This is a genomic window from Arthrobacter sp. NQ4 (genome assembly GCF_029077345.1).
In the GTDB taxonomy this organism is placed as follows: Bacteria; Actinomycetota; Actinomycetes; order Actinomycetales; family Micrococcaceae; genus Arthrobacter.
In genome coordinates, this window is record NZ_JARETC010000001.1 from 93,685 (window position 1) to 117,789 (window position 24,105).

General features: G+C 66.7%; 15 protein-coding genes and 2 tRNA genes. 6 read left to right on the plus strand and 11 right to left on the minus strand.

Annotated elements, in window-relative coordinates:
* Nucleotides 1-105: 105 nt before the first annotated feature.
* The 4 genes from PUN51_RS00400 to PUN51_RS00415 all read right to left on the minus strand — a co-directional run bounded on the left by PUN51_RS00400 (nt 106) and on the right by PUN51_RS00415 (nt 4,918).
* Nucleotides 106-179, minus strand: a tRNA-Met gene (locus PUN51_RS00400).
* Nucleotides 180-346: 167 nt separating this feature from the next.
* Nucleotides 347-420, minus strand: a tRNA-Met gene (locus PUN51_RS00405).
* A 118-nt stretch (nt 421-538) separates the two neighbouring features.
* Entirely contained in the window at nt 539-3,544 is a 3,006-nt protein-coding gene (locus tag PUN51_RS00410; protein ID WP_275179546.1) for a UPF0182 family membrane protein, read from the minus strand.
* 162 nt (nt 3,545-3,706) lie between these two features.
* Complete coding sequence (locus tag PUN51_RS00415; protein WP_374114901.1) at nt 3,707-4,918, minus strand: YlbL family protein; 1,212 nt, start codon at nt 4,916-4,918, stop codon at nt 3,707-3,709.
* A 136-nt stretch (nt 4,919-5,054) separates the two neighbouring features.
* On the opposite strand from PUN51_RS00415, the gene PUN51_RS00420 reads away from it, so the two are divergent.
* Nucleotides 5,055-6,488, plus strand: coding sequence for a zinc-dependent metalloprotease (locus PUN51_RS00420; RefSeq protein ID WP_224026546.1), 1,434 nt, complete (start codon nt 5,055-5,057; stop codon nt 6,486-6,488).
* Between the two features lie 59 nt (nt 6,489-6,547).
* Here the strand turns inward: PUN51_RS00420 and PUN51_RS00425 are convergent, their stop codons facing one another.
* Genes PUN51_RS00425 through nudC form a run of 3 tightly spaced genes read right to left on the minus strand, consistent with a single transcriptional unit; the run spans nt 6,548 to nt 10,417 of the window.
* Entirely contained in the window at nt 6,548-7,207 is a 660-nt protein-coding gene (locus PUN51_RS00425; RefSeq protein WP_370871743.1) for a M48 family metallopeptidase, read from the minus strand.
* Nucleotides 7,204-9,339, minus strand: coding sequence for an ATP-dependent DNA helicase UvrD2 (locus PUN51_RS00430; protein WP_275179547.1), 2,136 nt, complete (start codon nt 9,337-9,339; stop codon nt 7,204-7,206). The genes PUN51_RS00425 and PUN51_RS00430 overlap by 4 nt, the downstream gene beginning before the upstream one ends.
* A 55-nt stretch (nt 9,340-9,394) precedes the next feature.
* Nucleotides 9,395-10,417 carry an NAD(+) diphosphatase gene (gene nudC, locus PUN51_RS00435; RefSeq protein WP_275179548.1) on the minus strand — a complete coding sequence of 341 codons (1,023 nt, stop codon included), beginning with the start codon at nt 10,415-10,417 and terminating at the stop codon, nt 9,395-9,397.
* A gap of 142 nt (nt 10,418-10,559) precedes the next feature.
* On the opposite strand from nudC, the gene PUN51_RS00440 reads away from it, so the two are divergent.
* Nucleotides 10,560-11,831, plus strand: a complete 1,272-nt coding sequence (locus tag PUN51_RS00440; RefSeq protein WP_275179549.1) for a macrolide 2'-phosphotransferase — start codon at nt 10,560-10,562, stop codon at nt 11,829-11,831.
* Between the two features lie 59 nt (nt 11,832-11,890).
* Here the strand turns inward: PUN51_RS00440 and PUN51_RS00445 are convergent, their stop codons facing one another.
* The 3 genes from PUN51_RS00445 to PUN51_RS00455 form a co-directional block, all read right to left on the minus strand.
* Nucleotides 11,891-15,394, minus strand: coding sequence for a UvrD-helicase domain-containing protein (locus PUN51_RS00445; RefSeq protein WP_275179550.1), 3,504 nt, complete (start codon nt 15,392-15,394; stop codon nt 11,891-11,893).
* Nucleotides 15,391-18,621, minus strand: coding sequence for an ATP-dependent helicase (locus PUN51_RS00450; RefSeq protein WP_275179953.1), 3,231 nt, complete (start codon nt 18,619-18,621; stop codon nt 15,391-15,393). Before PUN51_RS00450 ends, PUN51_RS00445 begins: the two co-directional genes overlap by 4 nt.
* A 77-nt stretch (nt 18,622-18,698) precedes the next feature.
* Nucleotides 18,699-19,115: an MGMT family protein gene (locus tag PUN51_RS00455; RefSeq protein ID WP_275179551.1), complete on the minus strand. Its 417-nt coding sequence runs from the start codon at nt 19,113-19,115 to the stop codon at nt 18,699-18,701.
* 63 nt (nt 19,116-19,178) lie between these two features.
* On the opposite strand from PUN51_RS00455, the gene PUN51_RS00460 reads away from it, so the two are divergent.
* The 4 genes from PUN51_RS00460 to PUN51_RS00475 all read left to right on the plus strand — a co-directional run bounded on the left by PUN51_RS00460 (nt 19,179) and on the right by PUN51_RS00475 (nt 22,682).
* Nucleotides 19,179-19,889 carry a 3'-5' exonuclease gene (locus PUN51_RS00460; RefSeq protein WP_159631521.1) on the plus strand — a complete coding sequence of 237 codons (711 nt, stop codon included), beginning with the start codon at nt 19,179-19,181 and terminating at the stop codon, nt 19,887-19,889.
* Between the two features lie 328 nt (nt 19,890-20,217).
* Nucleotides 20,218-21,171 (plus strand): ABC transporter substrate-binding protein, encoded by a 954-nt coding sequence (locus tag PUN51_RS00465; RefSeq protein ID WP_159631520.1) that lies wholly within the window; start codon nt 20,218-20,220, stop codon nt 21,169-21,171.
* 12 nt (nt 21,172-21,183) lie between these two features.
* Nucleotides 21,184-21,948, plus strand: coding sequence for an amino acid ABC transporter permease (locus tag PUN51_RS00470; protein WP_275179552.1), 765 nt, complete (start codon nt 21,184-21,186; stop codon nt 21,946-21,948).
* A complete protein-coding gene (locus tag PUN51_RS00475) occupies nt 21,945-22,682 on the plus strand; it encodes an amino acid ABC transporter ATP-binding protein (RefSeq protein WP_224026551.1) in 738 nt (245 codons plus the stop codon). Before PUN51_RS00470 ends, PUN51_RS00475 begins: the two co-directional genes overlap by 4 nt.
* Before the next feature lie 73 nt (nt 22,683-22,755).
* Here the strand turns inward: PUN51_RS00475 and hemL are convergent, their stop codons facing one another.
* The gene (gene hemL / locus PUN51_RS00480; protein ID WP_159631517.1) at nt 22,756-24,087 is read right to left on the minus strand and encodes a glutamate-1-semialdehyde 2,1-aminomutase; all 1,332 of its coding nucleotides are present in this window, start codon (nt 24,085-24,087) and stop codon (nt 22,756-22,758) included.
* Nucleotides 24,088-24,105: the final 18 nt, after the last annotated feature.

Below are 24,105 nucleotides of genomic sequence, written 5' to 3' on the forward strand. Positions count from 1 at the left end.
GCCCGCAGATCGCGGGACCCTTCGAAAGAGAATACTAGGAACTGGGCGCATCCAAGGAAAAGAAAGGCCCCGACCGGCGTAACTGCCGGTCGGGGCCTTCATAAGTTGCGGGGACAGGATTTGAACCTGTGACCTCTGGGTTATGAGCCCAGCGAGCTACCGAACTGCTCCACCCCGCGTCGCTTGATCAACACTACCCTACTTTCGCGGCCGCCCTGACCACTTCTCCGCGAACCGGCCGTCACCGGGTGAACCCACCGTGAAACCACAGCACCCGGGAAAGCCAAAAGACCCGGACAAAGCAAAAGACCCGGACATTGTTTCCAATGTCCGGGTCTTTCCTCAGTTGCGGGGACAGGATTTGAACCTGTGACCTCTGGGTTATGAGCCCAGCGAGCTACCGAACTGCTCCACCCCGCGTCGCAAGAACTACTTTACCGGGAGGTGAACCGCAGGCCAAATCGTGGCGGCGTGACGTCCGTTACGCCGGCCCGGCACCCGGCCCTGCGGGGACCGGGTGCCGGGTGCCGCCGTCGTCCTACTGCCCTGCGGACGGGGACGGTGACGGCGAGGACGACGGCGACCCGGAGGCAGCGGGGGCGGGGCTGGCCTCCGGAGCCGTGACCGGAATCTTGGCCTCGGCGTCCATCGCCTTCTTCAGCGCGGCCGCAACCTTCTTCTGTGCGTCGCCATAGGCAGCGAAGTCGCCGGCTGCGAGCGCCGTCTGGCCTGCCTGGATGGCGGAGTTCGCCTCGTCCAGGGCGGCCTTGAGCTGGGCCTTGGCGTCCGCCTCTGCGGGAGTGGCAGGCGCTGAAGGACCGGCCGGCGTCTGGCCATTGTTGGCCGAATCCCCCGCGGCTGCGCCGGAATCCCCACCGAAGAGCTGCTTGAGGGCTGCATCAAGGGTGGGCGCGAAGCCCACCTTGTCGCCGAAGGCCACCAGCACGCGCTGCAGCGTGGGGTATGACGTCTCACCTGTCGACTTGAGGTAGACCGGCTGGACATAGAGGATGCCACCGCCAACGGGGAGGGTGAGCAGGTTGCCGTTCAGCACGTCGGACGCGCCCTGCCGCAGCAGGTTGAGTGCCTGCGACACGGTGGGGTCCGAGTTGAACTTGTTTTGCGCCTGCCCCGGACCGGGCACCTGGGTTTCCGGCGGGATCTGCAGCAGCCGCAGCTTTCCATACCCGTCAGCCTTCACGCCGGCCTGGTTGCCTGCATCCGAATCAGCGGCGAGGAAGCCGTACAGGACGTTGCGCGCATTACCGTTTACGATCTGCGGGATGAAGGACGACGTCAGCTGGAACGCCGGCTTCTGCTGGTCCGGCATCTGCAGCGACATGTAGAACGGCGGCTGCTTTACGTCGGTGTCCACGGTGGGGTCAGCCGGCGTGCTCCAGGCGTCGTTGTTCTTGTAGAAGCTGGTGGGATCGGTGACGTGGTACTGCCCCAGCAGCTCGCGCTGGACCTTGAACAGGTCCTCCGGGTAGCGCACGTGGCTCATCAGTGCACCGGACATCTCCGAATACGGCTTCAGCGTTGAAGGGAAGACCTTCTGCCAGGCCTTGAGGACGGGGTCGGTGTCGTCCCAGGCATACAGGGTGACCGAGCCGTCATACGCATCCACCGTCGCCTTGACGGAGTTGCGGATGTAATTCACGGTGCTGTTCGGCAGGGCCACGGCGCGGCCGGAACTGGTCTGCGAATCAGCGGTGGCATCGGACAGCTGCTTCTGCTGCGAGTAGGGGAAGTATTGGCTGGTGGTGTAACCGTCAACGATCCACTTGACGCGGCCGTCCACCACAGCCGGATACGCGCCGCCGTCAACAGTCAGGTACGGGGCCACCTTCTGGACACGCTCGCGGGGGTTGCGGTCGTAGAGGATTTGCGACTCGGGGTTCACGCCATCGGAGAGCAGCAGGTCCGAGGACTGGAACTTGATGGCGTAGAGGATCTTGTTGAAGAACGAGCCAACGTTCGGCCCGCCGTTGCCCTTGAAGGTGTACTGGGTTTCCCCTTCCCCTTCCTTGCCGGAGGGGCGGTCCTGCTCGCGCGGCGTGGCACCGTCCGGCGCACCCACGATCGAGTATTCAGGCGAGGATTCACCGAAGTAGATCCGCGGTTCGTAGGTGGTGTCGTTACCCAGGACGCCGGTGGACGGAATGCCGGACTGCAGGAACTCAGGCTTCCCGTCGACGGTGAACTTATTGCCCTTGGCCGCCACCACACCGTAGCCGTGCGTGTATACGACGTGCTGGTTCAGCCAGCCCTGCTGGTTGGTGGCCACGTTCGCGGGGTTCAGCTCCCGCACCGCGATCACGGTGTCCTGGATCTTGCCGTTCACCTCATAACGGTCCACGTTGAGGGCCTTGGGGAACTGGTAGTACGGGCGGTACTGTTCCAGCTGCGCAAAGGCGTCGGAGATCAGGTTCGGGTCCAGGAGCCGGATGTTCGCCGTGGTCTGCGCGTCGGGTGCAAGCGCCCCGGTGTTGGCAGTGTTGGTGGCGTCGTAGCGGGTTTCCTGGATGCCGTCCAGGCCGTAGGCCTTGCGCGTGTTTTCGATGTTGCGCTGGATGTACTTGCTTTCCAGGGTCTGCTCCGAGGGGCGGACCTGGAACTGCTGGATGACCCACGGGTACACGCCGCCGGCCAGGATGGAGGTGATGATCAGCATGGCTGTGCCGATCACGGGCAGCCGCCAGCGGCCGATGACGGCAGCAACGATGAAGAGGATGGCCACCAGGACGGCAGCAACGGCGAGGATGGCCTTGGTGGGGATGACGGCGTTGACATCGGTGTAGAGCGCACCGGCCCAGCGGCCGCCGTTGCTCTGCACGGACGAATAACGGTCCAGCCAGAAGTTGACGCCCAGGAGCACCAGGAACGCGGCGCCGGTGACGGCGATGTGGATTTGCGCTGCCCGGCTGGTGAACACGCCGCGCTCCATGAGCCGGATGCTGCCGTACAGGTAGTGGGTGAGGATGCCGGCGATGCCTGCGATCACCACCACGCTGATCAGGAACCCGGTGACGAACCCGAGGAACGGCAGGGTCATCAGGTAGAAGCTGATGTCCATGTTGAACTGCGGATCGGGTTGGCCGAAGCCCACCTGGTTGAAGAACAGCAGGACTTTCTGCCACTGGCTCGCGGCTGCGCTGCCCGCGAAGAGTCCGAAGAGGACCGGCAGGCCGATCATGACAATCCGGCGGACCGGCTCAAGCTGGGCCTGGTACCGGTTGAGGTTGTCCCGGACCTCAGAGTCCGGGGCATAGACGGGCCGGGCGTTGTAGGCAATGCGGATGGAGAAGAAAACCGCCGCGAACATGATGGCGAAGCCGGCCGCGAAAGTGGCGATCTTGGCAAGGTTTTCGGTGATGAAGACCTCGAGGAAGCCCAGCTGCCGGTACCAAAGGACGTCGGTCCAGACGTTGGCGAAGAAAATGAAGCCCACTACCACCAGGGCAACGACGATGAGGGTGGGCGTCAGGGCTCCCCGTCGCGATGGGGGCCTTCCTGTGGACGTGGTGCTGGCGGGACGGGACAAACTGGGTACCTCATAGCTGGTCGTCGAGACATTCGAAGCGTGCGAGCGACGTACGGTACCGGTCAAACGGCTGGTTTCGTCCGTCATCAGTGCCACGAGTGGCGGTAAAGCTTAGTTCCTGTCGAAACTGTTTGGGCCCAGTCTATGCATGGCGCAGGCGGCCTATTTGCCCGTGCACGCCGGAAGTGCGGATGTGTCCTGCCCGCTCCCGGCCAGTTCCACCGCGTGCCGTGCTTCCGCGAGGTTCTCAACGCGGACTACCTGGAGGCCGTCCGGGATGTGTCCGGCAACCTCGTCGCAGTTGGCGGCGGGCGCCAGGAAGAGGGACGCGCCGGACGAGCGCGCACCCCGCATCTTCTGGCCGATGCCGCCGATGGGTCCCACCGCACCGTCCGGCGAAATGGTGCCGGTTCCCGCGATGTGCTTGCCGCCGGTGAGGTCGCCCGGCGTCACCGTGTCGATGATGCCCAGCGAAAACATGAGTCCGGCGCTGGGGCCACCCACCTTGTCCAGGGAGATCTGCACCTGGAAGGGGAAAGTGAACAGGTACTTCAGCATGACGCCGAGAATGAAGCGGCCCTGCCCGTTGTCCTTGGGTGTCACCTCGAGGGCAACAGGCTGGCCGGCCCGTTCCACCGTCACCGCGGCCGGGGCCCCCTTGCCCGCAGCCAGTTCATCCTGGATGACGGAAAGTGAGCTGATTTCCTTGCCGTTGATGGACTTGAGGATGTCCCCCTGCTGGATCTTGCCCGCAGATGCCGAGTCCTTGGACAGCCCCGCGGCCTGGAGCTGCTGGCCGAAAGGAATCTTGAGTTCGTTCAGGGCGGACGCCACCGCGTTCTCTTGGGACGTGGCCATGGCCACCGCGCTCTGTTCCTGGGCCTCCTCCTTGGTGGTTCCCGTGGGATAGATCAGTTCCACCGGGTAGACGGCCTTGGAGTTGTCCAGCCACGCGGAGAAGGCGTTCAGGATGCTGACGGAGCCGGTGGGGCCGCCGTCGACGTACACCGTGGTCAGGTCCAGGCTCCCGGCAGCGGGATAGGTCTCGTGCCCGCTGACGTTGATCACCGGATGCCCCTGGCTCTCCCCCAGCGTGTTGTAGGTGGGCCCGGGCGACTCGATCACGTAAGGCACCGGAAGGGTGCCCACGGCAATCCCCAGCCCCAACGCCGCCAGCCCGGCAACCATCATGGTGGAAAGCCGCGTGCCCGGGCGTCCGCCGTCGGCCGCCCTGGCGCTGCTGCCCGCGCCTGCCGCGCCGCTTCCGCCCGGGCCTTCCGGCGGACTGCCGGCCCCAAAGGGTCCGGGGCTGGAGAAGGGGGAAACATCGGGAACGTGGTCCTCGGAGGGGTGTCCGCCACGGGTTGTAGTCACCCCACCAACAGTACGCGGTGGAGGCGCGCCGGGGCGCTTTGCCTAGAGCGAACGACGGCGGCGGGCGGCAGACAGCCGACCCCCACCGGGGTACCGTGAAGGTTGATCAACAGTCACACCATCGATCGGCGGGACCATGACCTCCAACCCACTCAATCCGTCCAACGGCGACGACACCCCCAAGGATCCGTTGACCGAAATGCTGCAGAACCTGATGGGCGGCAAGGGGATGGAAAACTTCGACCCCTCCGAACTCGCCAAGGCTGCCGGCCTCCCGGACGACCCCAACCTGCTGGCCCAGATGTTCTCCCAGGTGCAGGCCATGATGAGTGCACCGTCCGAGGGCCCGGTCAACTGGACGCTGGCCCATGACAACGCCCGGCGCGTTGCCGCCGGCAGCTCCGACCCGTCGGTTTCGGCCCAGCAGTCGCGCGAGGTGGACGAGGCCCTCCGCCTCGCCGAGCTGTGGCTGGACCCGGTCACTGACCTGCCCGCCACCGGCCTCATCGGCAAAGCCTGGTCGCGCGCCGAATGGGTGGAGGCCACCCTGGGCACCTGGAAGCGGCTGACCGAACCCGTGGCCAACAGCATCGCCAATGCGCTGTCCTCCGCCATGACTGAGCAGATGCCGGAGGAGATGAAGTCCATGATGGGCGGCGCCTCCTCCATGCTGCAGAACATGGGCGGCGCGATCTTCGGCATGCAGCTGGGCCAGGCCATCGGCGCCCTGTCCAAGGACGTGGTGAGCTCAACCGATATCGGCGTCCCGCTGGCCGACCTTGAAATGGCACTGCTGCCGGCAAACGTTGCCGCCTTCGGCGAGGGCCTGTCCCTGCCGGAGAACGATATCCGGCTGTTCCTTGCCGTGCGGGAAGCCGCCCACGCCCGGCTCTTCGTGCAGGTGCCCTGGTTGCGCGGACACCTCCTGGGTGCGATCGAGGCCTATGCCCGCGGCATCCACATCGACACCTCGCGCATCGAGGAACTGGCCCGCGACCTGGACCCGAGCAACCCGGAGGGCATCCAGGAGGCATTGTCCCAGGGGGTGTTCATGCCGCAGCGGACCCCCGCCCAGGAACAGGCCCTGGAGAAGCTCGAGACGGCGCTCGCCCTGGTGGAGGGCTGGGTTGACGAACTGACTGCGGCGGCCACCGAGAAGGTGCTGCCGTCGGCCGGGGCGCTCCGGGAAACCGTGCGGCGGCGCCGGGCAACGGGCGGTCCCGCTGAGCATGCCTTCGCCTCCTTGGTGGGGCTGGAGCTGCGGCCGCGCAGGCTTCGAGATGCCGCAACCCTCTGGGCCACGCTGAAGGACGAACGCGGGATCGAGGGCCGGGACGCCATCTGGCACCACCCCGACCTGCTGCCCACGGCCGAAGACCTGGACGATCCGAAGGGTTTCAGCTCACGCCGCAAGCTCGCCGAGGCCAGCGACAGCGAAGTTGATGACGCCCTGCAGAAACTGCTGAGTGGCGGGTTTGACGATGCCTCCGCTGAAGACGGCGGAGCCGCGGACACCAAAGATGCCGGGGACAAGGACGACGATGACGGAACCGGCCAGCCCAAAGGCTGACATATAGAGACCCAAAGAAAGACCCCGGTGGGCCAGGATTTCCTGGCCAACCGGGGTTTTTAGCATCCGATCGGTGTTCCGGACATGGGCTGGCCGGCGACGCCGCTGCCGGCCGCGCCGTCCTTCTCCAGCCCCTCCAGCCCCCGGGATGTGGCGAACGAAACGCCCTCCAGGAATGCTTTGGCCCGCTGGGTTTCCGGATACGCCTCCAGCAGCTTCCAGAACGCGGCGTTGTGTGAGGCCACCAGGAGGTGGGCCAGTTCGTGCAACAGGACGTAGTCGATGACCCATTGGGGCATCGGCCGCAGTTTGTCCGACAGCCGGATGGTTCCGTCGGCCGGCGTGGCGGAGCCCCACCGGGAGTTCTGGTTGCTGACCCAGCGGACGGACGTGGGCGCCGGCCTGCCGCCGAGGTACTGTGCCGACAGCTGTGCGGCGTGGGCTGCAAGGGCATCATCGGTGGCGGGGCGCCGCCGCCCGGCTGCAGCCCGCCGCTCCCCCTGCTTGTGCAGCTTCGCCAGCATGCGCTGCACCCACTCCCGTTCCTGGGCAGCAGTGAAACGCGCCGGAATGGCGACCACCGCCGTTCCGTCCTCCCAGAATGCGGCTACCGTCCGCGTCCGCCTGGCAGAACGCCGCACCTCAACCGGAGAACCGTGGGATGTGGTCAGTGATGCTGCCTGCGGCGTGCCGCTGCTTGCCGGGCTGCCCCGCCTCACAGGACGGAACTTTCGATCAGGACCCGGAGGACGTCTTCACCGTACTTTTCGAGCTTTGACGGGCCGACGCCCGCGAGGCCGGCGAGCTCCTCCAGGGACGCCGGCCTGGCTTCGGCAATGGCGGTGAGGGTGGCATCGGTGAAGACGACGAACGCAGGGACGTCCGCCGACTGGGCCACCTCGCGGCGCCAGTTTCGCAGGGCGTCAAAGGTCTGTTCCTCGTACGTGGGGGGACAGGCGTTGCAGCGGCCCACCTTGCGTTCGGCCCCGGTGGCGAGCATGGTCCCGCAGACCCGGCACACAGCGGGCGCGGCAGCCTTCCGCCGGGGCGGGGTTCCCTTTCCGCGGGCACTTGAACTTGCCACCGAGTCAGGCCGCAGCCCGTCCAGGAACCGGGACGGCTTCCGGTTGGCGCGGCCGCCGGGAGTCCGGGCGGTGCTCCACGAGAGGGACAGGTGCTCACGGGCCCGGGTGATGCCGACATACAGCAGCCGGCGTTCCTCATCCACCGATTCGGGAGAATCCGCGAAGGAAATGGGCATCAGGCCCTCGCTGAGCCCCACCAGGAAGACCGCGTCCCATTCCAGGCCCTTGGCTGCGTGGAGGGAAGCGAGGGTCACGCCTTGGACGGTGGGCGCGTGCTGGGCCAGGGAGCGTTCCTGGAGTTCGTTGACGAAATCGGCCAGGCCAAACCCGGCACCACGGTTTTGGACGAGTTCATCGGCGAGCGCCACCAGCGCCGCGAGCGACTCCCACCGCTCACGCAGGGCTCCCCCGCTGTGCGGGGCAGAATCCGTGTACCCGAGGGACGAGACGATGTCCCGGACCAGCTGGCCCAGGGGTTCCGGTGTATCGGTTTCGGAAACGGCCCGGGTGGCTGCGCGCAGCTGGAGGATGGCGTCCCGGACCTCCTTGCGGGCGAAGAAGCGTTCGCCGCCCCGGAGCTGGTAGCCGATTCCTGCCGCCGCGAGCGCCTGTTCGTAGGCTTCCGACTGGCCGTTGGTGCGGAAAAGGACGGCTACCTCGCTGGCGGGAGTCCCGGCGTCGAGCAGTGCCTTGATCTTCTGCGCCACCGTGGCGGCTTCGGCCTCGTCATCCGAGCATTCGGTGAACTGGGGCGCCGGGCCGGCGGGGCGCTGCGCCACAAGCTGAAGGGGAGCTGCCCAGGCGGCGTCAGCGGCAGGGCCACCACTCCGTCGGCCGGCCAGCAGGTCATTGGCCAGTTTCACCACCTGCGGGGTGGAACGGTAGTCCCGGACGAGCTTGACCACATTGGCCTGCGGATAGCGGGTTTTGAAGTCCAGCAGGTGCCTGGGCGATGCGCCGGTGAAGGAGTAGATGGTCTGGCTGGCGTCGCCCACCACGCACAGTTCGTCACGGCCGCCGAGCCACAGCTCCAGGAGCCGCTGCTGCAGCGGGGAAACGTCCTGGTACTCGTCCACGACGAAGTGCCGGTACTGTTCCCGGACCGTGGCAGCAACCTTCTCGTCCTCCTGCAGGATGCCCACCGTGATCAGCAGGACGTCCTCGAAGTCGATCACGTTGCGGTCCGTCTTGACGTCCTCATAGGACTGGAAAACGCGGGCCACCGCAGTAAGGTCGAACCCGCCGGGAGCGCCCCTCCCCTGCGCGTTTTCCAGGTAATTGGCGGGGGTAAGCATGGACACTTTGGCCCACTCGATCTCAGACGCAAGGTCGCGGATGGAGGCCCGGTCCGTACTGAGCCGGAGCCGCCGGGCGGCCTCGGCAAGCATCTGGGCCTTGTGGTCCAGCAGGTTGGGCAGCGTGCCGCCCACGGCCTGCGGCCAAAAGAACTGCAGCTGGCGCAGGGCCGCGGCGTGGAACGTCCGGGCCTGCACATTTCCGGCACCGAGGTCGCGCAGCCGGCTTCGCATTTCCGCCGCCGCCCGGGCAGTGAAGGTCACGGCGAGCAGTCGCTGAGGGCTGTAAACGCCCGAGTGGACGCCATAGGCAATGCGGTGGGTGATGGCACGGGTCTTGCCGGTCCCCGCGCCGGCCAGCACGCACAACGGGCCGTTCAGCGTGCTGGCCACCTCACGCTGTTCTGCGTCCAGCCCCCCAAGGATCCGGTCCTCGAGGGAGGCTGCTCCGTCAAAATTTTCTGTAGTCACTTCTGCTGCTTTGTTTCTCGACTACCGCGTGCTGGAGTCTGGTGGATGGAATAACTTAGTCGCCGGTCCGGTCCTGGATCCGGCCGCCGTACCAGTGCTCAATGAGGGAGCGGGCAATGGAGAGCCTGCTGGAAATGGTGATCTCACCACTGAGCACCGCTTCCTGGAGTTCCTCGCGGCTGAACCAGCGGGCCCTGGTGACCTCCACGCCGTCGGGCGTTGCCTGGGCGTCCTCGGTGACGGCGGTAAATCCAAGCATAAGGGAGGCCGGGAACGGCCATGACTGCGAGCCGAGATACTGGCAGGCAGTGACCCGGACGCCGACCTCTTCCTGGATCTCCCGGACCACAGCATCCTCCAAAGACTCCCCCGGCTCAACAAACCCGGCCAGGGTGGAGTAATTCCGGGCGTCCACGGGGCCACCCCCGCCAAGGAGCAGCCGGCCGTCCGGGCCGACGACCGTGACGATGATGGCGGGATCGGTCCGTGGATAGTGCTCAGAATTGTCGGCCGGGCAACGGCGTACCCAGCCGCCGGCTTCAACGTCCGTCGGTGTGCCGCAGCGGGGGCAGTGTGTGTGGGCTGCATGCCAGTTGGCGATGGCGCTGGCTTCCACGAACAGGGCTGTGGAGGTGGCGGTCAAGCCTGCTGCGACGTCACGGAAGCCGGCCCAGGACGCATCCGCGGGAATACCGGCGGTGCCGGGTTCCGGAGGTGCAGGCAGGACGAACAGCAGCAGCTCGGTCCCCGCCGGAACGTCCGAAGCAGGCAGGGCGGATCCGAGGTACACCACGAGCTCCGGCGCTGATCCCGCCGCTTTGAGGTGTGCCAGGAGTTCCCTGGCCCCGGTCAGGACCAGGTTGCTGCCGCGCACCAGGCCTTGCCGGCCTGAGAGTACTGCGGCCAGCGCGTCCGGCCCGGCCAGCAGGTCATCAATCATTCCGGCCCTGATGCGGGCGGCTGATCCGCGGTCCACCAGTGCCGGCCTGACCGGCAGCAGGGTGTCCACCAGATGGTTCGCCGGCAACGGCGCCGGTACAGCCTGGTGGACGGTTACAGCGGACTCCGTGTGGCTCATGCTTCCACCGTACTGACTGCTACAGACATTTCACATTTCGGCCGGGCCCCATCGGCCCCGGGGTCCCCCCTAATTCCAGCTATCTGGAGACTCGCCGCGGCCAGACCGCCGTCTGGGACGGCGCGCAATCTACCGTGGAACGGTGAGAAGAAAACCGATTGAACTGGCGGCGATTGCAACCGCGGCAGTCCCCGGACTGACTCCGACAGCTGTTAGCTCTGCGCCGGACGACCCCGCGGACTTCGACTCGGCCCTGCTCCTCGATTCCGAAGGCAAGCGTTGGCGGGTCCGGTCGCCGCGGCACGCCGAAGCCAGCGCACGGCTGGAAACGGAGTTCCTGGTGCTGCGCGCCTTCGCTCCCGCTGTCCGGGCGGAACTGCCGTTCCTGATGCCAACGGTCGCCGGCAGTGTCCGGCTTGGAAGCTTGACCACCTTCGTCTACTCACACCTGTCCGGGAGCACGCGCAGCGTGGAAGAGCTGACCTCGGGACCGTCAGGGCTTGCCCGCGAAATCGGTTCCGCGCTGGCCGCGGTCCATGACCTCCCCCGGTCGCTGGTCAGCAATGCCGACCTTCCCAGCTACACGCCCAATGAGTTCCGCCAACGGAGGCTGAACGAACTGGACCAGGCGGCAACGACGGGCAAGATCCCCGCCGCACTGCTGCGCCGCTGGGAACATGCCATGGAGGACGTATCCCTCTGGCGGTTCAACCCCTGCGTTGTCCACGGCGACCTGCACGAGGACAACCTGCTGGTGGAGTCAGGCCGGGTGACTGCGGTAACCGGCTGGACGGACCTGCGCATCGGCGACCCCGCAGACGATTTCGCCTGGCTGGTGGCCTCCAACGAACAGGACTTCATTGATGCCGTACTGAAGTCGTACACGTCCAGCCGCCGCGACGTGCCGGACCAGCACCTGCTGCGCAGGGCCGCCCTGTCAGCCGAGTTTGCCTTGGCGCAGTACCTGGTCAAGGGCCTCGCGGCCGGCGACCAGGACATGGTCAGCGAGGCCGAGGGAATGCTCGAGAGCCTTGCCAGCGACATCGCCGAATTCGGCGGCCAGCCGATCAGTGTGGAGCCGCTGCCGACCAAAGGCACTCCCGCCGGACCGGCAGCAGCCGTACCGGCGGCGGCCGGAACGTCCGCTGCAGTCCCGGCCCCCTTGCATGGCAGTTCCGCGGTCAGTCCCGCTGTGACGGTCATCCCGGTCCCCGCCGAACCGGTAGCAGACACCACGCCGGATGTCCGGGCGCCGGCGGCAGTTCAAGCACAGCCCGCCGTCCACGTGGCCCCCATCCCGGCGGAGCCTGCCGCCACGGGTGCTGAGGCCGCGGAGGTGCGGGCCGGTGACACCAAGGCGGCGGACGACACGTCCACGGCAGCTATCTCGGTCATCAACGCGAACCGGAGCTGATCCGGACAGGCCGGCCCCCTGAGGAACCACCGTGGCGTCCCTCAGGTGCGGGCGCGGCCTCAAGGCCGGGTAATCGCAGCGGCAACGATTCCTTCCAGGTCGGCTGCCGTCCCAAGGTCGTGCGGCCGCACTACCGCGTTGTCAGCAACGTAGAAGAATGCCGCCCGCACTTCCTCCAGCGGAACATCCTTGAGCCGCGCCCATGCCAGCCGGTAGACCGCCAGCTGCACCGCCCGGGTCTTCAGCTGCTGTGCGGAGGGCCGCCGGCCGGTCTTCCAGTCCACCAGGTCCCAGCGGCCGTCGGCGTCCTGGAATACTGCGTCCACCCGTCCGCGGACCACCACTTCGCCCACCCTGGTTTCCACGGGAACCTCGACGAAGGCCGGTGACCTGTCAGCCCAGGGGGAAGCCTTGAAGGTGGCCACCATCTCATCAAGGTCGTAGGCAGCATCGATGTGGTCGTCCGAACCCGGTGCTTCGCCGAGGTCCAGCATGCCGGCCTTTCCGAAATACTCCTCCACCCAGGCATGGAACGCCGTACCCTTCCGCGCCGACATGCCCGGTTCGCGCGGCACAGGGCGGCGCAGGCGGCCCAGCACTGCCGTGGGGTCGTCTCCAAGGTCAACAAGGGTGGAAGCCGATATATGGGTGGGCAGGTGCACGTCCTGGCCACCTGACCTCCTTGCCCTGCGATCCAGCAGCAACGCAGCTTCGCGTGCCCAGCCTGCAGCGGCCCCCGTGAGGCCTGGCAGTGGACGGCCTTCCTCTCCGGGCTTGCCCGCCTGCCCTGTCCCCCCAGTCCGAGGCGGCCGGGCGGAACCGGCGGCCAGTAGTCCGAGCACCTGCTGCGCCGCCGTTTCCATGGCCGTCCTGCGCCCGCCGGCCAGGCGCAGGCGTTCACCCGTGCGTGGGTCGACGGGTCCTTCAAGGGGATCGTAGGGCCAGCGGGCTTCTTCCGTCTCCTGCGTCAGCGGGCTCTGTTGGGGCAACGCTGCCTCTTCCAGCGAGAACGGATGGACTACAGCCGGCACCCGGGATCTGCCATCAGCCGGTTGCGTGAGGGCTTCCAGTTCCGCGAGGAACGGGGACATTTCCGCGCGACCGGCCCGCGATCCCACCCAAGCGGCACTGGACACCCACAGGACATGCTTGGCCCTGGTGTAGGCGACGTAAGCCAACCGCCGTTCCTCCGACTCCCCGTGGGCCTGCACGCCGGCTTTGTACTCTTTCTCGGCATCCAGCCAGCCTTTCTGGTCCGGCTGGTCGAGGTCCCACTGCGGCAGGTCTGCCCGGTCCCCACGCAGCGGCCAAGGCAGCGCAGCAGAGCCGCTGCTCCAGCGTGAATCCCGGTCGCTGGGGAAGGCGCCCGCGTTCATCCCCGGGACAAACACGACATCCCACTCCAGGCCCTTGGAAGCGTGCACCGTCAGCAGCTGCACGGCTTCCCGGTTGACGTCGCTGGCCGGCGCCTCCAATCCGTTTTCCTCCGCCGACGCAGCCTCAAGCCAGGACAGGAAAGCGAGGATGTCCACCCGTTGGGAGGTGCGGAGGAACCCTGCCGCCGCATCCTGGAAGGCGTCGAGGTTGCGGCGGGCCTGATGGATGCTGATTCCGGGGCGGGCGGCCACCTCGATGTCCAGCAGCATGGCCCTTTCGACCTCCCCCAGGAGCGTGGTGAGGTCGTCCCCGAGGTAGCCACGAAGTTGCCGCAGCTCGGCTGACAACCTGGCCAGCCTGCTGCGCGCCTCCGTGCTGAGGGTGCGGCCATTGGACGAGGTCCATTCGTCCCGGGGCAGGAAGTCCAGGGCCTCCACCAGGCTGGCTCCGTCGGTCAGGTCACCCTCGAGGATGGGGGCATCTGCTTCGTCGTTGTCCTGGACGTCGTCATCGAACCCCTGCGCAGCCTTCCCCCGGCTGCGTGCCAGCTGGCCGGACCAGTCGCGCAGGGCCATGAGATCGGCAGGTCCTATCCGCCACCGGGCACCTGCGATAAGCCGCATGAGGGCATCAGACCGGCCTGGGTCTGCAAGGACGCGCAGGGTGGCCACCAGGTCCACGATTTCCGGGGTGTCCAGGAGGCCGCCGAGGCCCACGATTTCATAGGGGATGCCTCGGGCCTCGAACTGCCGCCGGACGGGCTCCATCTGCGCGCGTCGGCGGCACAGCACGGCGAGCGCAGGGGGCTCGGGTGTACCGTCCGGCTTCAGCTCGAAGTCCGTCACCCGGTACCGCAGGACATCGTCAGCCAGGGCAGCAGCTTCTTCCACGTCGCTGGCGAAACGCCCCAGCACCACGGTTCCGTCCACGGCGTGCGGGCTCGGTTGCAGCGGCGGTACTTCAGCAGCGGCCGGCCTGCTTCCGGCAGGTCCATGCTGTGCAGCTGTCCGGCCAAGGGATTGGGACATGACGTTGGCAGCTGCGAGGATCGACCGGCCGTTCCGCCATGCAGTGGTCAGGAAGGAGGTGGGCGCGGGCGCCCAGCCGGTTCCGTCCTCCGCTTCCCCGGTGCGCACGGGAAACTCGCGAACGAAGTGGAACAGCTGCCCCGCCGAAGCGCCGCGAAAACCATAGATCGACTGGTTGGGGTCGCCGACCGCCGTCACGGCATGGCCGCCGCCAAAAAGGCGGGAAAAGAGCACCAGCTGGGCATACGACGTGTCCTGGAATTCGTCGAGCAGAACCACTTTGTATCTTTGGCGTTCCATCTGGGCCGCCAAAGGAACATCCTGCGCCACCTTGGCAGCGAGGGCCACAAGGTCGCCGAAGTCGAGCGCCCCGCGGGCCCGTTTGGCGGCGGCGTAGCGGCCCACCATGTCGGCGACGCTTGCCCGGGTCCGCAGCATACCGCCGAGGTCCAACGCCGCCTTTGGTGTGTTCCTCTTCTTGTCGGCCAGGTATGGCAGGGATTCAAACTCCGAAAGACGCGCCATCAGCCACGCTTCCACGTCTTCGGGTTCCTGAAGGTGTTCGGCGCATTCACCAGCCAGCTGGATGACGGCCTTGACCAGGGTGGACTTGGCGGCACGGAAGTGCTGGTATTCGCCGTCGTAGGCTTCAACCACCTCGCTGGCCAGCTGCCAGGCCTGCGCACCCCCCAGCAGAACCACGTCCCGCTCCACCCCGAGCCGCAGGCCGTAGTCGGAAACGATGCCGCTGGCGAATGAGTGGTAGGTGGATACCTTGGGCTCCAGGGCATCACTGCTGAGCAGCCCGGCCGGGAAAAGCTCCCGGTGGTCGTCCTTCGCGGCAAGACGCTGCAGCGCAAGGAGTTTCGACCGGATCCGGCTGGCGAGTTCACCCGCAGCTTTGCGGGTGAAGGTCACGCCCAGGACTTCCTCAGGGGTGACCCCTCCGTTGGCCACCAGCCATACCACCCGGTCCGCCATGGTGGCGGTCTTGCCCGATCCGGCGCCCGCGATGACCAGCCGGGGCGCCAAGGGGGACGAGATGATGGCGGATTGCTCGGGCGTGGGAGTGTTCTTCTCGCCGAGCAGCAAGGACAGTTCTTCGGGGCTGAAACGTACCGCGGGGGTGGCTTCCACAGCAGGCAAGGCCCCACTCATTCGGTCACCTGCCGTCCACGCACGCACAGCGGGCACACCTCGGGAAGACGGCAACCATGACCGCCGTGGCTGCCCTTGGCAGGATCGTGCCGGGCAATGAATTCGCTTCCACCCATGACGGCTGCGGCCTCCTTGACCATGTCCAATGCCCAGTTCTCCTGTGGGTCGAGTGGTTCCTGCTGTTGGATCGCTGGACTTTTTGCCCCGGTCCCGAGCTGCGCCAGCACGGCCCCGCCGGACAGGCCCTGGCCGCCGCCGGAAGCGTCAAACCCGCCCGCGAGCACTGCTGCCTGGTACGCGCCCAGCTGCGGATGGCGGGACAGTTCGTCCTTGCCCGGCTGCCTCTTGCCGGTCTTGAGGTCCACCACCACCAGCCGGCCTTCCCCGTCGATCTCCAGCCGGTCCACCTGGCCGCGGAGCACGGCGTCCCGCGGCGGAGCTTCATCCACCGCCACCCCTCCCAGGGCCACTTCGAAGTCCTGTTCAACACCCAGCAGGCTGCGGCCCTCGTCCCTCATGGACAGCACATACTGCGCCAGCTTCCGCACCATGGACTCGGCACGCTGGAAGTCCAGCCGGCCCTCCCAATTGTCCTTCATGCCCAGCGCAGGCCACCGGCGCAGGAGTTCGGCAACGTACTCGGATCCGGATGCGTCCGGCATGTCCTGCGCGATGGCATGCACCAGGGTGCCCAGGCTTCGGGCGAAGTCCGTGGCAGGCTCCCCTCCCGCTGCCTGGACGAACCAATCCAGCGGCGACTTCTGCACCGTCTCCACCTTCGACGGGGACACGGACACAGTTCCCCCGGGCGGGACCACAGCCTCGGATGTGGTCAGGGGGGCGAGTCCCCACCAGCTGCCAGGGTGGGCTCCTGCCACAGCTGGTTCGGCCGCTGCGAGCTGCGCCAGGACCCTGGCGGCTTCCGCCGCCTGTGGCGCCGCGGCATCGAGCTGGGCATGCTGCCTGAGCTCCGCCACCAGGGCGCGGAGTGTCATGGGCCGTTCCACCTGGGTGAAAGCCCGGCCCCCGGCTTCCGGCCCCAGGGGTGAAACAAAATCCAGGAACGACGACGGTTGGTGGTCCTCCGACGAAACCGCCGTGCAGACCAGCAGTTCGCGTGCCCTGGACACCGCCGTGGAGAAGCTGCGGAGTTCGTCATAGCGGATATCCCGCAGGCGGCTGAGGGGATCGCGCTGCAGGGCATATTGCGGGCCGTGTTCCACGGCGTCCGCGTACAGGGTGCTGCCGAGCAGTTCACCGCGGAGCCTCGTATTGGGCCACACCCCCTCCTGCAGCCCGGCAATGATCACCACGGGCCACTCCCGCCCTGCCGCGCTGGCCGGCGTCATCAACTCCACAGCGTCATCGAGCTGGGCCCGGGCGGCGAGGGTGTCCATGGGGAGCTCCTGGTTCAGGAGATACTCCAGGAACTGTTCCGGCCCGGCGCCGGGCATCTGGTCCACGTAGCGTTCCGCGGTGTGGAAAAGCGCCATCATCGCATCAAGGTCGCGGTCAGCCCGCGCCCCATGCGGTCCGCCCGACAAAGCTGTCGCTGTCCAGGCCGACGACAGGCCCGTTGAGTCCCAGAGCGCCCACAGTACCGACTCGGCGTTGGCCCCCGGGAGTCCGGCTGCTTCCCGCCCCGCACGGATCATCCGCGCGGTGCGCCGTGCTGCGCGCCCTTCGATCCCCAATGCGCCCAGCGCCCCCGGCTCAAGCAGGGCCTGGACCAGCAGCGCATCACTGGCGCGGCCCCCGCCGCCCAGGAGTTCCTCGCGCCGCAACGATTGCCGGAGCCTGCGCAGCTCAATGGAGGTAGCGCCACCGATGCGGGAGGTGAGGAGGGACACCGCGGCTTCGGGCGTCAAAAGCTCCGGATCCAGCGCAATGGCGAACGCATCGAGGAGCGGACGTACGGCTACCTCATCGCGCACCGCGGATTCAGCCACGGGCACCCGTACGGGAATGCCCTGCCCGGATAAATAGCGCTGCAACTCGCTGACCTGGCCGCCGTTGCGCACGATCACTGCCATGTCCGCAAGATCACGGTTGTGGTTGATGTGCTGGTCCAAGATCCGCTGGGCAACGTACCGCAGCTCATGCACCGGAGTAGGGACAAGGTGGGCCTCGACGCTGCCGGGTTCGCCGGCATCTCCGGGCCGGCTGAGGCGGCGGGCCAGTTGGCCGCCTGCCCGCTGCGAGATGCGGCCTGCGACGTTCAACCACGCCTCTGCCACTGCAGGCGCCAGGCCGTGGGCATGCCACAGCGGACGCTCGAGGACAGCCGATTGTGCTGACAACAGCCGGGGCAGTTCAGCCACCAAGTCCGGCCGGGCGCCCCGGAACCCCTGGACCACAGTGTCCGGGGACGACGTCACGTAGCAGTCTTTACCGGCGGCGATATCCGCCAGCAATTCGAAGATGGCCGGGTTCGCTTCCTGGATATCGTCCACCAGGACAACCTGCAGCCTGGCACGTTCCGCTGCAAGGAATTCCGGCGCGTCCTGGAAGATCTGCCGGGCGGCCGTGATGATGCCGGCGGGGTCAAAGGCTTCGGGCATCCGCAGGTCGAGGACGTCCCGGTACTCGGCGTAGAGGCGCGCTGCCGCCTTCCAGTCCGGGCGGCCGCAGGTGTCCGCCAGTTGCGCAAGGTCTTCAGCCGTGCGGCCCGATTCAATGATGCGGTCAAAGAGTTGCCGCACCTCCTGGCGGAACCCCCTGGTTTCCAGGGCGCCATCAAGATCGGACGGCCACGGCAGTTCCAGGCCCGGCAGCCTGTGGCCCTCAAGGAGTTCCTTGATGATGAGGTCCTGTTCGGGGCCCGACAACAGGCGCGGCGGCCTGGACAACGATATGACGCCTTCAGCCTTGGCGCGGCGGATCAGGTCGAATGCGTACGAGGCCCATGTCCTGGCAGGAGTGGTGCTGAGGCTCCTGTCCAGCCGGGCAGTGAAACGGTCCCGCAGGAAGTCGGCAGCAAGCCGGGTGGGCGCAAGGATCAGCATGCGTTCCGGATCCACGCCGTCGCGGAAGACCCGCTGGACCGCGGCCTCGACGAGGACGGTGGTCTTTCCCGTGCCTGGTGCACCCGGAACCAGGCACGGTCCGGAGCCTTGGGTGACGTCAACCGCTGCCTGCTGGTCGGATGTCAGCAGGAGTGACTCGGCGTGCACCCGGCGGGGCGGCAGCAACCGGAGGGCACTGCCGCCGTCCGGGCTTCCGGGCATGGGGAAAGCCGGCTCCCTGCCTGCTTCCGGCTCCTGCCGGTGCGGGTCCCAGGGTCCGGTCAAAGGAATCGTTACGGTCACAAAATCATTCCATCATCAGGCACCGACAACCTGTGGAGCCGACGCTCCAGTTCCTCGGCAACTGCGTCGATACTGTCAAAATCACTGTCTGTTGGCGCCCAGCGTGCCGTGCCCAAATCCACCCGCCACCGCCCCTCCCCCGTGCAGAGGTAGGAACTGTAGTCGCCAACCAGCGGAGTGCCTTCTTCAAGGTAAAGCAGCAGGGCCTCGGCCTCGTGCCCCGGGGGTGCGTGGCCGCTGGCCTTCAGGACGCGCCACCAAGGGACGGCGCCACCGTGATGGCTCATGACGGAACCGACCTGGCGCGGGCCGCCCGCACCCAGGAGCTCGGCAACGTCCCCATAGGATACGGCCGCCCCAGGCGGTACCAGGCCCACGACGGCCAGGACCGCCTGGACGTACTCATTCCGCATTGATCCAATCTAGCCGCAGTGGCGTTCCCCGGAATTGTCGGTGGGTCCCCTTAGCGTTGAAGCATGAGTTCCTGGAACACCCTCCCCCGCGCAGCCTTCGATCTGGAAACCACCGGCCGCAACTCGCGGGCGGCAAGAATCGTCACGGCATCAATCACCGTAGTGGACCACCAGGGTGAGGTCATCAAGGAGCATGAGTGGCTGGCCGATCCGGGGGTGGAGATCCCCGTGGAGGCCAGTGACGTCCACGGCATCACCACCGAACAGGCCAGGCGTGAGGGCCGCCCTGCCCACGAGGTCACGCGTGAGGTGGCCACAGTCCTGCAGGAACTGTTTGATTCCGGCACCCCGGTGATCGCCTTCAACGCGAGCTATGATTTCACGGTCCTCGCCGCCGAGTCGGCCCGGTACGGGATTCCGCAGCTGAGCCGGTTCCCCGTCCTGGATCCCTACATCATGAACAAGCAGGTTGACCGCTACCGCAAGGGGAAGCGGACACTCACAGCGCTGTGTGAGGAGTACGGGGTGGTCCTGGACAATGCGCATACCTCCGCGGCGGACGCCCTGGCCACCCTCAGGGTGCTTGATGCCATGGCGGGCAAGTTCCCCAAGCTGATGATGCCGGCCAGCCAGCTGCACCAGCTTCAGGTGGACTGGGCGGTCAGCCAGGCATCGGACTTCCAGGAGTACCTCCGGAAGACGAAACCGGCCGCCGTGATCGAGGGAGACTGGCCCGTGCTGCCGCCGCAGGATGCTACGGCAGGTGGCTTCTAGGTTGCGCCCGTGCTTCTTCAGTGGGAGGCATGTCACAGTCACGCCGCTTAGTAAAGTGCGGGCTTGAAGCGAGGGCATCGTTCGCCCCAAAAGCGTAATAGCGCTGCAACTGCGGGCACTATCAGCCGTGGGGCGGAATGATATTCGGCCTCACAGCGGATGGACTTCCCTTTGTTCGCCTAACCTCCGGTATTCGCCCAAGTGAGACAATAAAGTTTTGCGGTCACCCCTGCCGCGGACAGCTGGACCAGCGCCGGGCAGGTGCCAGGCGCCACAGCGCTGCCTTGCGGCCCGGTCGACTTATGCCTCATATGAAAGTGACAACCTGATGAAAATCAAAGCGATGAAATGGCTCACTACCGCTCCTGTTGCAGTGGCCCTCGCGGTTTCCCTTGCAGCCTGCGGTGGCGGGTCTTCCCAGCCCAGCGGCACCCCCACCGATGCCCTCGCCGGCAGCGACCAGCAGACGCTGGACAAGTACACCACCGCCAGCGTCACCCCGATCGATAAGATCGACAAGTCCAAGCTCGGCCTCATCACCGAGGGCACCCTGCGTGTTGGAACCCTCTCGGACGCCCCGCCCAACATCTTTATCGACCCCTCCGGCAAGTTCACCGGCTACGACAACGAACTGCTGCGCGCCATCGGTGACAAGCTGGGCCTGAAGGTTGAATTCGCCTCCACCGATTTCTCCGCCCTGCTTTCCCAGGTGGCCAACAAGCAGTTCGACGTCGGGTCCTCCTCGATCTCCACCACCGACGCCCGCCGGAAGACCGTTGGCTTCACCAACGGCTACGACTTCGGCTACATGGCTGTCGTCACTAAGAACGGCTCCAAGGTCAACGGCTTTGCCGACCTCAAGGAAGGCGTCCGCATCGGCGTCGTCCAGGGCACTGTGCAGGATGACTACGTCACCAACACCCTCAAGCTGGAGCCTGTCCGCTTCCCGGACTACAACACCGTTTACGGCAACGTGAAGAACGGCCAGATCGACGCCTGGGTGGCACCGTCCCAGCAGGCGACCGGCCAGGTCAAGGACGGCGACAACACCAAGATCGCCGAAAAGGTTGTGAACACCCAGAACTTCACCGCGTACGCAGTGAACAAGGACAACCAGCCCCTGATCGACGCCCTCAACTCCGGCCTGGACGCAGTCATCGCCGATGGGACCTGGACCAAGCTGACGTCCGAATGGTACAAGGACCGCCCGACCGTTGCTGAGCAGACCCCGCAGGGCTGGAAGCCGGGCAGCAAGGCCGTCCAGATCCCGGCCGCCAAGTAACCAGGGCGTTCCATGGATATCCTCAAGCAACTCGCTGACACCTTCCTTGACTGGAAGGCGATGGGCGAAGTCATCCCCAAGATGTTCGCCGTCGGTTTGCCGAACACCCTCGTGCTCGCCATCATCTCCGGCATCATCGGGACAGCCCTCGGGATGCTGCTCGCCCTGATGGGGATCTCCCGGAACGCAGCAGCGCGCTGGGTCGCACGGGTCTACACCGACATCCTCCGCGGCCTTCCGCCTGTCCTGACCATCCTGGTCATCGGATTCGGATTCGGTCCGATCGTCCGTGAATTTACGGGTTCGACGAGCCCGTATCCGATGGCGGTCGCGGCACTGTCCCTGATGTCCGGCGCCTACATCGGGGAGATCTTCCGCTCCGGCATCCAGAGCGTTGACAAAGGGCAGCTGGAGGCATCCCGCGCCCTGGGGTTCGGCTACGGTGCATCCATGCGCCTGGTAGTGGTTCCCCAGGGCATCCGCCGGGTGCTTCCTGCCCTGGTCAACCAGTTCATTGCGCTGATCAAGGAGTCATCCCTGGTCTTCCTCCTCGGCCTGTTGGCCAGTGAGCGGGAAATCTTCCAGATCGGCAAGGACGCGGCGGCCACCACCGGCAACCTTTCGCCCTACGTGGCGGCAGCCGTCTTCTACCTCGTACTCACCATCCCGCTGACCCACTTCGTGAACTGGATCGATGCCCGGCTGCGGACCGGCCGGCCCGAAAAGAAAGAACCGGACGACGCCGCAGCCGTCGTTGGAAAGGGAGCCCAGGCATGAGCGAGTTCGCATCAGGAACGCTGAGCGCCAAGAACATCCACCTTTCCTTCGGCAGCAACCACGTGCTGCGGGGCATCGACCTGCATGTGCCCCAGGGCACCACGGCGTCTGTCATCGGCCCGTCGGGATCCGGTAAGTCCACCCTGCTGCGGGTCATGAACCGGCTGATCGAACCCGACCAGGGGGACATCCTGCTGGACGGCCGCTCGGTCCTGAAGGACAATCCCGACGAGCTCCGCCGCCGGATCGGCATGGTGTTCCAGCAGTTCAACCTGTTCCCCCACAAGACGGTGGAGGAAAACGTCTCGCTGGCCCTGCGCAAGCTGCGCAAGCTCTCGAAGGAGGAGGCGCGCAGCGAGGCGCTGGAACAGCTGGACCTGGTGGGCCTGAAGCACAAGGCCGAGTCCCGCCCCGCCAACCTTTCCGGCGGCCAGCAGCAGCGCGTGGCAATCGCCCGTGCACTGGCCATGAAGCCCGAGGTGATGTTCTTCGACGAGGCCACTTCTGCCCTGGACCCCGAGCTGGTCAAGGGTGTCCTGGCCTTGATGACGGACCTCGCCAAGGGCGGCATGACCATGGTGGTGGTGACCCACGAAATGGGCTTCTCCCGCAACGTCTCCGACGCCGTGACGTTCATGGATGCCGGGGTCGTGGTGGAGTCCGGGCCGCCTGAGCAGCTCTTCACCGAGCCAAGGACAAACCGGCTCAAGGGCTTCCTGTCGGACGTCCTCTAACGCCCCGCACGCAAAGAAAATCCCCGGCTGCAGCCTGCAGCCGGGGATTTTTTCTTAGGGGACGACGGCGGTGCTAGCCCTGGGCGGCTGCGGCCGCTTTTGCCGCGGCAGGCAGTGCGTCGTAGATCCGGTTCATGGCGGCGTCGTCGTGGGCGGCGGAGAGGAACCACGCCTCGAAGACCGACGGCGGCAGGTAGACCCCGGATTCCAGCATGGAGTGGAAGAACGGCGCGTAGCGGAACGCCTCCTGCGCCTGTGCATCGGCGTAGTTGTGGACCCCGTTGGCGGAGGTTCCAAAGGCCACCGAGAACAGGTTTCCCGCGAACTGGATCGAGTGGTCCACCCCTGCGGAGTCCAGCGCGTTGGAGACGGCGGAGGAAAGCTCCAGGGAACGGACGTCGATGAAGGAGTAGACATCGCGGGTGGCGTGGGTCAGGGTGGCAACGCCGGCCGCCATCGCCACCGGGTTCCCGGACAGCGTACCGGCCTGGTACACGGGGCCGGTGGGCGCGAGGTAGTCCATGACGTCGGCACGGCCGCCGAGGGCCGCCGTCGGCATTCCACCGCCGATGACCTTGCCGAAGGTGAGCAGGTCGGGGGTCCACGGGTTTTCCGCATCCGGCGCACCGCCGGTGAGGCCCCAGTAGCCCGAGTAACCGGTGCGGAACCCGGTCAGGACTTCATCGACGATGAGGAGCGCGCCGTGCTCCCGGGTGATCTGCGACAACCCAAGGTTGAATCCCTCGGCAGGGGTGACTACGCCCATGTTCGCCGGCGCGGCCTCGGTGATCACGGCAGCGATGTTCGGCCCGTGCACGGCGAAGGCTTCTTTGACGGCGGTGAGGTCGTTGTACGGCAGCACCAGCGTTTCCGCGGCGGTTGCTTCGGTGACACCGGCGGAGCCGGGCAGGGCGAGGGTTGCCAGGCCGGAGCCCGCGGCAGCCAGGAGTCCGTCCAGGTGGCCGTGGTAGCAGCCGGCGAACTTAATGATCAGGTTGCGGCCGGTGAATCCGCGGGCCAGCCGGACGGCGGTCATGGTGGCCTCGGTGCCGGTGGACACCATCCGGAGGCGTTCGACGGCGGGAACGCGCTCCTGGACGATGGCTGCCAGGTTGGCCTCGTCCGGGGTGGAGGCGCCGAAGGAGAGCCCCCGGTCGACGGCGGCGTGGACCGCCTCCAGCACGGCCGGGTGGGCGTGGCCCAGCAGGGCCGGGCCCCAGGAGCAGACCAGGTCCACGTATTCCTTGCCGTCGGCATCTGTCAGGTACGGTCCCTTCGCGGAGACCATGAAGCGCGGGGTCCCGCCGACGGAGCCAAAGGCCCGCACCGGCGAGTTGACGCCGCCGGGCATCAGCCGGCGGGCGCGGTCGAAGAGTGCCTCGTTGCGAGGATTGCTGGAAGTCATGGTTTCTATTCTCTCAGT

Coding starts and splice junctions, on each gene's coding strand:
- PUN51_RS00420 (WP_224026546.1), top strand. CDS start 5,055: ATGACCTCCAACCCACTCAATCCGTCCAACGGCGACGACACCCCCAAG.
- nudC (WP_275179548.1), bottom strand. CDS start 10,417: ATGAGCCACACGGAGTCCGCTGTAACCGTCCACCAGGCTGTACCGGCG.
- PUN51_RS00445 (WP_275179550.1), bottom strand. CDS start 15,394: ATGAGTGGGGCCTTGCCTGCTGTGGAAGCCACCCCCGCGGTACGTTTC.
- PUN51_RS00450 (WP_275179953.1), bottom strand. CDS start 18,621: ATGCCCGGAAGCCCGGACGGCGGCAGTGCCCTCCGGTTGCTGCCGCCC.
- PUN51_RS00455 (WP_275179551.1), bottom strand. CDS start 19,115: ATGCGGAATGAGTACGTCCAGGCGGTCCTGGCCGTCGTGGGCCTGGTA.
- PUN51_RS00460 (WP_159631521.1), top strand. CDS start 19,179: ATGAGTTCCTGGAACACCCTCCCCCGCGCAGCCTTCGATCTGGAAACC.
- PUN51_RS00465 (WP_159631520.1), top strand. CDS start 20,218: ATGAAAATCAAAGCGATGAAATGGCTCACTACCGCTCCTGTTGCAGTG.
- PUN51_RS00470 (WP_275179552.1), top strand. CDS start 21,184: ATGGATATCCTCAAGCAACTCGCTGACACCTTCCTTGACTGGAAGGCG.
- PUN51_RS00475 (WP_224026551.1), top strand. CDS start 21,945: ATGAGCGAGTTCGCATCAGGAACGCTGAGCGCCAAGAACATCCACCTT.
- hemL (WP_159631517.1), bottom strand. CDS start 24,087: ATGACTTCCAGCAATCCTCGCAACGAGGCACTCTTCGACCGCGCCCGC.